We start from the raw sequence: 7,203 nt of genomic DNA, 5'->3' as shown, positions 1-7,203 counted from the left end.
GACGTGGCGCCCCACGGCTCGAGGCGGATGCCGAGCGGGCCGACCGAGCCGGCGACGAACGCCTCCCGCCCCGCCGCGCGGCGCGCGATCCGCGCCGCCTCGACGTTGATCTCCCGCACCTTCTCGCCGAGCGCGTGCCGCTCGAGGCGCAGCCGGTTCCCGCCGAAGCTGTTGGTCTCGACGACCTCCGCCCCCGCGAGCAGGAAGGAGCGGTGGACCTCCTCGACCAGCTCGGGACGGGCGAGGTTCAGCTCCTCGTAGCAGCGGTTGACGAAGACGCCCCGCGCGTAGAGTTCCGTCCCCATGCCGCCGTCGAAGAGGACGACGCGGCGGGACAAGAGGTCGAGGAAGTCGCGCGACATGGCGGAATGATACGGCCTGCCGCTCCGCAAACGCGAAGCGGCGGCCGGAATGTCCGGCCGCCGCCCGCGCAAGACGCGATGTTCCGAAAACTATTCGAGGACGAGGACTTCGACGCGGCGGTTCTGCGCGCGCCCATCCTTCGTCTTGTTGTCGGCGATCGGGCGGGTCTTGCCGTAGGAGATGGCGGAGATCAGGTTGAGCGGGATCCCCTTCTCGTGCAGGTAGGCGCGGACGACGTCGGCGCGCTTCTGCCCGAGGGCGGTGTTCAGCTGGTCGCTGCCGCGGTCGTCGGTGTGGCCCTGAACCTCGACGAAGACCATCTTGTCCATCGTCTTCAGCTTCGCGGCGAGCTGGTCGAGCGCGGCCTTGCCGGCGTCGGTCATCTCGGCCTTGTCGGAGTCGAAGCGGACGTCCTTGTTGGTCAGCGTCACCTGCCAGATCACCTTGCCCTTGGCGGCCTTCTCGGCGGCCACGGCCTTGGTCATGGCGTTGGCGGCGTCGCCCTTGGCGGCGTTGGCTTCCGTGCCGACCTTGTCGATGCCGACCTGAAGTTCCTTGTCCTTGTTCTCGAGCTTGTCGATCCGCGCGCTCTGCGCTTCGACCTTCGTCTGGACGCCGTCGACGCGCGTGGTCATGTCGGCCACCGTCGTGTCGAACTTCTTGTTGGTCACGCAGCCCACGGCAAGGCCGACCGCGAGGACGAGGACAAGCGCGAAAGCCAGTTTGGACTTCGTCATTACGTTTCCTCCGTCGCGAATCCCGGCGCCCCTTGGGCGGGTGGAAGCACCCGGCTTCCCCGGGCCGGGCAGGCCGGCGCTTGCGGGATCCCTCCAGTATCGGGTTGGCATTATATGGGGAATTGGCGGCTTGTCGCCCCGCAAATCACCGATATCCGCTCCGCGTCCGAACGACGGCCCCGAAGTGATGGACCTTGACGGTGATCGGCCGGAACTTCCCGTCCGGCGGCTTACTGGGCTTGAACGACAGCCAATACTGGTGCCGCAGGTCGTCGCGGATCCGCGCCGCCGCGGCCTCGGCCGACGCGCGCGAATCGACGAGGAAGAAGCGCCCGCCGCTCTGTTCGGCCATGTCCGCGAGGGACCGCAGCGGCGAGCCGGTGTACCGCTTCCCTTGAATCTGGCGGTCGAGCCCGCCGAGCAGGATCACGTAGATCGGCACGTCCACCCGCCGCGCGGCGTCGATCACGTCCTGCGCGCCGAGCTCGCTGGCGTTGTCCATCCCGTCGGTGACGAGGACGATCCCCTGCCGGATCAGCGGGTCGGGCTGCGTCCGCTCGGCCGCCGCGGCGAGGGCGTCCACCACGTCCGTCTTGCCGTGGACCGGCGCGTCCAGCGCCTCCTGCATCAGGACCATCGGCCGGTCGCTCCACCCGCTCCGCTGCTGCACGCCTTGGTCGGAGAAGCTGAGGAGCATGATCCGGTCCATCAGGCCGACTTCGCGGCCGATCGGGATCAGCGCCTGCTCCAGGCGGCGCCGCGTGTCTTCGAGGCTCATCGATTCGGAGACGTCGAGGAGCAGGGCGAGGCGGTAGGGGTGGTTGGCCTCCTCGGCGAACCAGTTGATCGGACGCTTCTCGCCGAGATCCTCGATCTCGAAGTCCGAGGCGGCGAGCCCCTCGATCGGGCGGCCGCGGTGATCGGTCACGACGACGGGCAGCATGATCATGCTGACCCGGACCTCGGCGTGCGGCGTCGCGGCGAGGATCTTGGCGATCTCGGCGTCGGTGAGCGTCGCGTCGCCGCGCGCGGCGCGCTCGAGCAGCCGGTCCACTTCGGAGCGGTCGCCGGGCGCGGGCGCGCCGGGAATCGCCGGCGGCGGCTTCGGCGGCGGCTCGGGAGGGGCGTCCGCGGGGGCGGCGGCGAAGGCCGCCGGCAGCAGCGCCAGCGCGGCGGCGAGAACGGGGAGCGGCTTCACTTGTTGTACATCCTTTCCACGAGCTTGCTGTAGCGCCGCAGCACCTCGTGGCGCCGGACCTTCTGCGTCGGCGTCAGGAGGCCGTTGGCCTCGCTCGGCTCGTCGAGCAGGAACTCGAAGCGGCGCGCCTTCTCGAACGCGGCGAGCTTGTCCTGCAGGCGGTGGATCTCCCCCTCGTAGAGCCGGCGGACCTCGCGCGACGAGAGCAGCCCCGGAAGGTCGCGTTTCGGCAGATTCCGCTCCGCCGCCCAGGCGAGGACGCGGTCGGTGTTGGGGACGATCAGCACGCCGACCGCCGGGCGCTCGTCGCCGACGGCGATCACCCGCTCGATGTAGGGGCTCTTCTCCAGCGACTCTTCCACCGCGCGGGGGGCGACGTTCTTGCCGGTCGAGAGGACGAGGATCTCCTTCTTCCGGCCGGTGACGTAGAGGAACCCGTCGGCGTCCAGCCGCCCGGTGTCGCCGGTCCGCAGCCATCCCTCGACGAGCGACTGCTCGGTCTCGACGGGGCGCTTCCAGTAGCCGGTCATCACGTTCGGCCCGCGGACGAGGATCTCGCCGTCGGCCGCGATCCGGACGTCCACGCCGGGAAGCGGCTTGCCGACGGAGCCGAGCCGCGCCTCCCCTTCGTGCGCGACGGCGATCACCGGCGAGGTCTCGGTCATCCCGTATCCTTCGAAGACCGGAATGCCCGCCGACCAGTAGAACCGCTCGATGTCCGGGGCGAGCGCCGCGCCGCCCGAGATGACGAACCGCAGCCGTCCGCCGAGCCGCTCGCGCAGCCGCGCGAGGACGACCTTGTCGGCGAGCATCAGCCGCAGCCCGCGCAGCGCGGACGGGCGCCGTCCGCGGATCCGGTCCTCGGCCGTCTCGGCGGCCCAGCGCATCGCCGTCTCGGCGACGAGGCGCGCCACGCCGGTCTTCTTCTCGATCGCGTCCTTGACCCGCGCGGCCATGATCTCGAGCACCTTCGGCACGGCGACGAAGACGTGCGGCCGCACGTCGGTCAGCGCGTCGCGGAGCTGCTCCGGCCCTTTGAGGTAGGCGACCTGCAGCCCGATCTCGAGGTAGGCGTAGTTGACCATCCGCTCGAGGACGTGCGAGAGCGGCAGGAACGAGAGCGCGGTGTTTCCCTCTTCGAACCCGAACCAGTCGATGCAGGCCGAGACGTCGAAGCAGAAGTTCCCGTGGGTGAGCATCGCCCCTTTCGGCGTGCCCATCGTCCCCGAGGTGTAGATGATCGTCGCCAAGGAGTCGGGGCCGAGCTCGGCCAGCCGCTCCTCGAGGTCGCCGGGGTAGTCGGCCAGCCGCTGCCGGCCGCGCACCCGCAGCTCGGAGGCCGGGACGGTCCCCTCCACGGCGCCGTCGAGGCAGTAGATCTGCTCGAGGCGCGGCAGTTCGGACCGCTTCGACAGGACCTTGCGGGCCTGGTCGCCGTTCGAAACGACGACGAAGCGCGCTTCGGAATCACGCAGCAGGAAGGCCACCTGGTCGGGAGGGAGCGTCGGGTAGACCGGCACGTCCACGCCGGCGGCGAACAGCACCGCCATGTCGGAAATCAGCCATTCCGGCCGGTTCTCGGACAGCAGGGCCACGCGGTCGCCGGGCTTCAGCCCGACGGCGATCAGCCCCGCCGCGGTCTCGCGGATCGCGAGCAGCGCCTCTTGGGAGGACCACCAGCGCCACTGGTCGCCCTGCTTGGCGCCCAGCAGCTTTTGCCGCGGCCGGCGGCGGATCGCCGCCATGAAGAGGCCGGGCAGATTGTGCCTTCGGTTCAAGTCTTCTCCTCCCGCCCAACGGTCGGCTCCCCCTTTCCGGCGGGGCCAAGGGTCGAGCGCGCAAGGTTATACTGCCAGCGGCCGACCATGCCGACCAGACCTCCCGTCCTCCGGGCCGCCGCCGTCGCGGCGGCGTTCGCCGCGGCCGCCGCCGCCGGCGTCGTCCCCGCGTCCGCCGCCGGGGCGTCGCCGCGACCGGCGCGGGACGTCGACGCGGACGTCCGGTTCGCCGGCGAACTGGCCCGGCAGGGGCTCTGGCGGGAGGCGATCGCCCGCTGGGAGCGCGCCCTCGCCGACCGTCCGGACGACGCCAAGCTGCTCAACAACGTCGCCGTCGCCGCCGAGGCGCTGGGGGACTTCGCCAAGGCGCGCGAGGCCTACGCCAGGGCGGCGACGATCTCGAACGACCGGAAGATCCGCGCCAACTTCGACCTGTTCCTGCGCGCCCATCCCGATCCGGCGGCGTCCCCCGCGGAGGGGAAGTGAACCGGCTCGCCGCGGCGGCGCTCGCGGCCGCGGCCCTCTCGGCCCTCCCCGCCTTCGCCGGCTGGAAGGAGGTGCCGGTCGAGATCACGATCCCGGCGCGGATCAAGCTCGAGGTGGGCGAGCGGACGCTCGTCGCGCAGTTCCGCGCCCAGCCGCAGGAGGACCTCGACGTCGGCCTGGAGGTCGCGCGCTGGGCGCGCCGCGAGATCGCGCGGCTGACCGCGCTGACGGTGCTCGACGTCCCCCCGCCGGCGGTGCCGGAGCAGCGGCTCGACAAGCTGGCGGTGAACGACGTCTTCTGGCGCCGCCTCGGCGCGGACAACCGCGCGGCGATCATCGTGTCGGGCGCCGCCGAGTACACGATCGAGGAGCGGTCGGGGTTCGTGACGGAGGACGTGCAGAGCCCGATCACCGGGCAGATGGTCCGCCGCTCGCGCTACGCGGAACGGCAGGGGTTCCGCCTCAAGCTGACCCTCTTTTTCGTGAAGGCCGACAACGGCGCGCTCCTCCATTCCGAGACCTGGACCGAGGACCGCACGCTCGACGAGGCGGGGAAGCCGGACCGGCTCGAGCAGCTCCACGCGCTGCTGGAGGGGCTCGCGCCGCGCCTCGCCTCGCTCGTTGCGCCGACGAAGATCAAGGAACCGCGGTACATCTGGATTGACTGACGCCCGCCGCGGAACCAGGCGGCTTGGGCCGGGGGAACGACCGTGCGCTCCGTTCGAACGCTCGTCTGCTTGTGCCTGGCCGCCGCGGCCGCCGTCGCCGCCGCCCCCGCGCAGGAGTTCGGCCAGAACAAGATCACCTACCAGACGTTCAAGTGGACGGTCTACCGCTCGCCCCACTTCGACGTCCACTACTACTTCCAGGACGACAAGCAGCTGGAGGAGGTCGTCTCGGAGATCGAGAGCGCCTACCTCGATCTCTCGAAGCGGCTCGACCACGAGCTGTCGGCGCGGATCCCGATCCTCCTCTACCGGACGCACACGGAGTTCGAGCAGACCAACGTCCAGATGGGGGAGATCCCGGAGTTCGTCGGGGCGTTCGCCGAGCCGTTCCAGAACCGGATGGTCCTGCCGATCGACCAGCCGCCCGACCGCCGCTACAAGCTGATCCGGCACGAGATGACGCACATCTTCCAGTTCGACATCTTCTACGCCGGCTCGCTGCGGCGGATGATGCGCGCCGCGCCGCCGACCTGGCTGATGGAAGGGATGGCGAGCTACCTCGCCGACGACGAGGACACCTTCGACCAGATGGTCATCAGGGACGCGGTGCTCAACAACCTCGTGCCCTCGATCCGCCAGCTCGACGTCCTCTCGTTCCTCACCTACCGCTACGGCAACGCGATCTTCGACTTCATCGAGACGAACTACGGCCCGCAGGGGGTGCGCAACTTCCTCTTCGAGTTCCGCAAGTCGCTGCTCTCGACCAACCCGGAGAAGGCGTTCAAGGACGCCTTCGGCCTGACGGTGGACGCCTTCGACCGCCGCTTCGCCCGCTTCCTCCGCCAGCGCTACCTGCCGGTCCTGACCGACAAGCGCGCCCCCGAGGACTACGGCAAGGAAGACGGCCTGACCGAGCCGGGGCGCTACACCTTCAGCCCCGCCCTCTCGCCGTCGGGGGAGCTGATCGCCGCGCTGGCCACGCCGGGAATGAAGCTCGACGTGGTGATCCTCTCGGCGAAGGACGGGAAGATCGTCCGCAACCTGACCAAGGGGTTCACGAACCGCTACGACGAGGTCACCACCGGCGCGTTCCAAGGGGAGCGCGACCTGTCGTGGTCGCCGGACGGGGACCGGCTGGCCTTCTTCGTGAAGAAGGAGAACTACCGCCAGCTGATGGTCTACGAGGTCCGCAGCGGCCGGCTCGTCGCCAAGGTCCCGTTCAAGGGGATCGCCCTCTGCGCCTCGCCGGCGTTCTCGCCGGACGGCCGCAGCGTCGTCTTCTCCGGCAATCAGGACGGCTACTGGGACATCTTCCGCCACGACTTCGACTCGAAGCGCACGACCAACCTGACGCAGGACGAGTACTTCGACTCCAACCCCACATGGTCGGCCGACGGCAAGACGATCCTCTACGACCGCCGCATCGGGCCGTTCACGAAGATCTTCACCGTCGCCGCGGACAACCCCTCGCGCAAGCTCCAGCTGACGGCGGGGGCGGCCTCGGACATCCAGCCGGCCTTCTCCAAGGACGGCAAGTGGATCTACTTCTCCTCCGACCGCGGCCGCTACGGCGTCTTCAACCTCCACCGCCTCGAGCTGGCGACCGGCGCGATCGAGCGGCTGACCGACCTCGCCGGCGGCGCCTTCGCCCCGACCGAGATGGCGCCGGCGCCGGACGGCGCGCCGCGCCTCGCCTACGCCGGCTACTTCGGCGGGACCTTCCGCGTCTACGAGATGAAGGTCGCCGGGCCGGAGGTCGAGCGCGCGCGCCGGATCGGCGCCGAGGAGCCGCAGACCTCGCCGCTCGCGCCGTCGCGCCGCGCGGCCTTCACGGCGGAGACCCGCGCCCGGGCCAAGGCGGACCTCGCCGCCGAGCCGCCGGTCGGCGCGCCGCCGGCCGTGCCGACGCCGACGGGAGCGCCGCGCCCCGCGCCGCCCGAGCCGACGCCGCTCCAGCCGCAGCAGGCGCCCCC

At 70.6% G+C, this 7,203-nt stretch carries 7 protein-coding genes; 3 read left to right on the top strand and 4 right to left on the bottom strand.

All coding sequences use genetic code 11. The features are described from left to right. From LLG88_00290 to LLG88_00275, 4 genes are all read right to left on the bottom strand, one after another. A partial coding sequence (locus LLG88_00290) for a homocysteine S-methyltransferase family protein (protein MCE5245352.1) occupies positions 1-362 on the bottom strand: 362 nt, incomplete at its 3' end. 90 nt (positions 363-452) lie between these two features. Continuing rightward, positions 453-1,100, bottom strand: a complete 648-nt coding sequence (locus tag LLG88_00285; GenBank protein MCE5245351.1) for an OmpA family protein — start codon at positions 1,098-1,100, stop codon at positions 453-455. Positions 1,101-1,245: 145 nt separating this feature from the next. Continuing rightward, the gene (locus LLG88_00280; protein MCE5245350.1) at positions 1,246-2,298 is read right to left on the bottom strand and encodes a VWA domain-containing protein; all 1,053 of its coding nucleotides are present in this window, start codon (positions 2,296-2,298) and stop codon (positions 1,246-1,248) included. Next, positions 2,295-4,076: a long-chain fatty acid--CoA ligase gene (locus LLG88_00275; GenBank protein MCE5245349.1), complete on the bottom strand. Its 1,782-nt coding sequence runs from the start codon at positions 4,074-4,076 to the stop codon at positions 2,295-2,297. Before LLG88_00275 ends, LLG88_00280 begins: the two co-directional genes overlap by 4 nt. A gap of 87 nt (positions 4,077-4,163) precedes the next feature. Here LLG88_00275 and LLG88_00270 point away from each other — a divergent pair, with 87 nt between their 5' ends. The 3 genes from LLG88_00270 to LLG88_00260 form a co-directional block, all read left to right on the top strand. Continuing rightward, positions 4,164-4,562, top strand: a complete 399-nt coding sequence (locus LLG88_00270) for a tetratricopeptide repeat protein (protein ID MCE5245348.1) — start codon at positions 4,164-4,166, stop codon at positions 4,560-4,562. Next, positions 4,559-5,230 (top strand): hypothetical protein, encoded by a 672-nt coding sequence (locus tag LLG88_00265; GenBank protein ID MCE5245347.1) that lies wholly within the window; start codon positions 4,559-4,561, stop codon positions 5,228-5,230. The genes LLG88_00270 and LLG88_00265 overlap by 4 nt, the downstream gene beginning before the upstream one ends. 42 nt (positions 5,231-5,272) lie before the next feature. Further along, on the top strand, positions 5,273-7,203 hold a 1,931-nt coding region (locus LLG88_00260), incomplete at its 3' end, for a hypothetical protein (GenBank protein MCE5245346.1).

It is taken from the genome of bacterium (genome assembly GCA_021372775.1).
Taxonomy (GTDB): Bacteria; Acidobacteriota; Polarisedimenticolia; order J045; family J045; genus JAJFTU01.
This window is presented reverse-complemented; position numbering and strand designations above follow the sequence as displayed.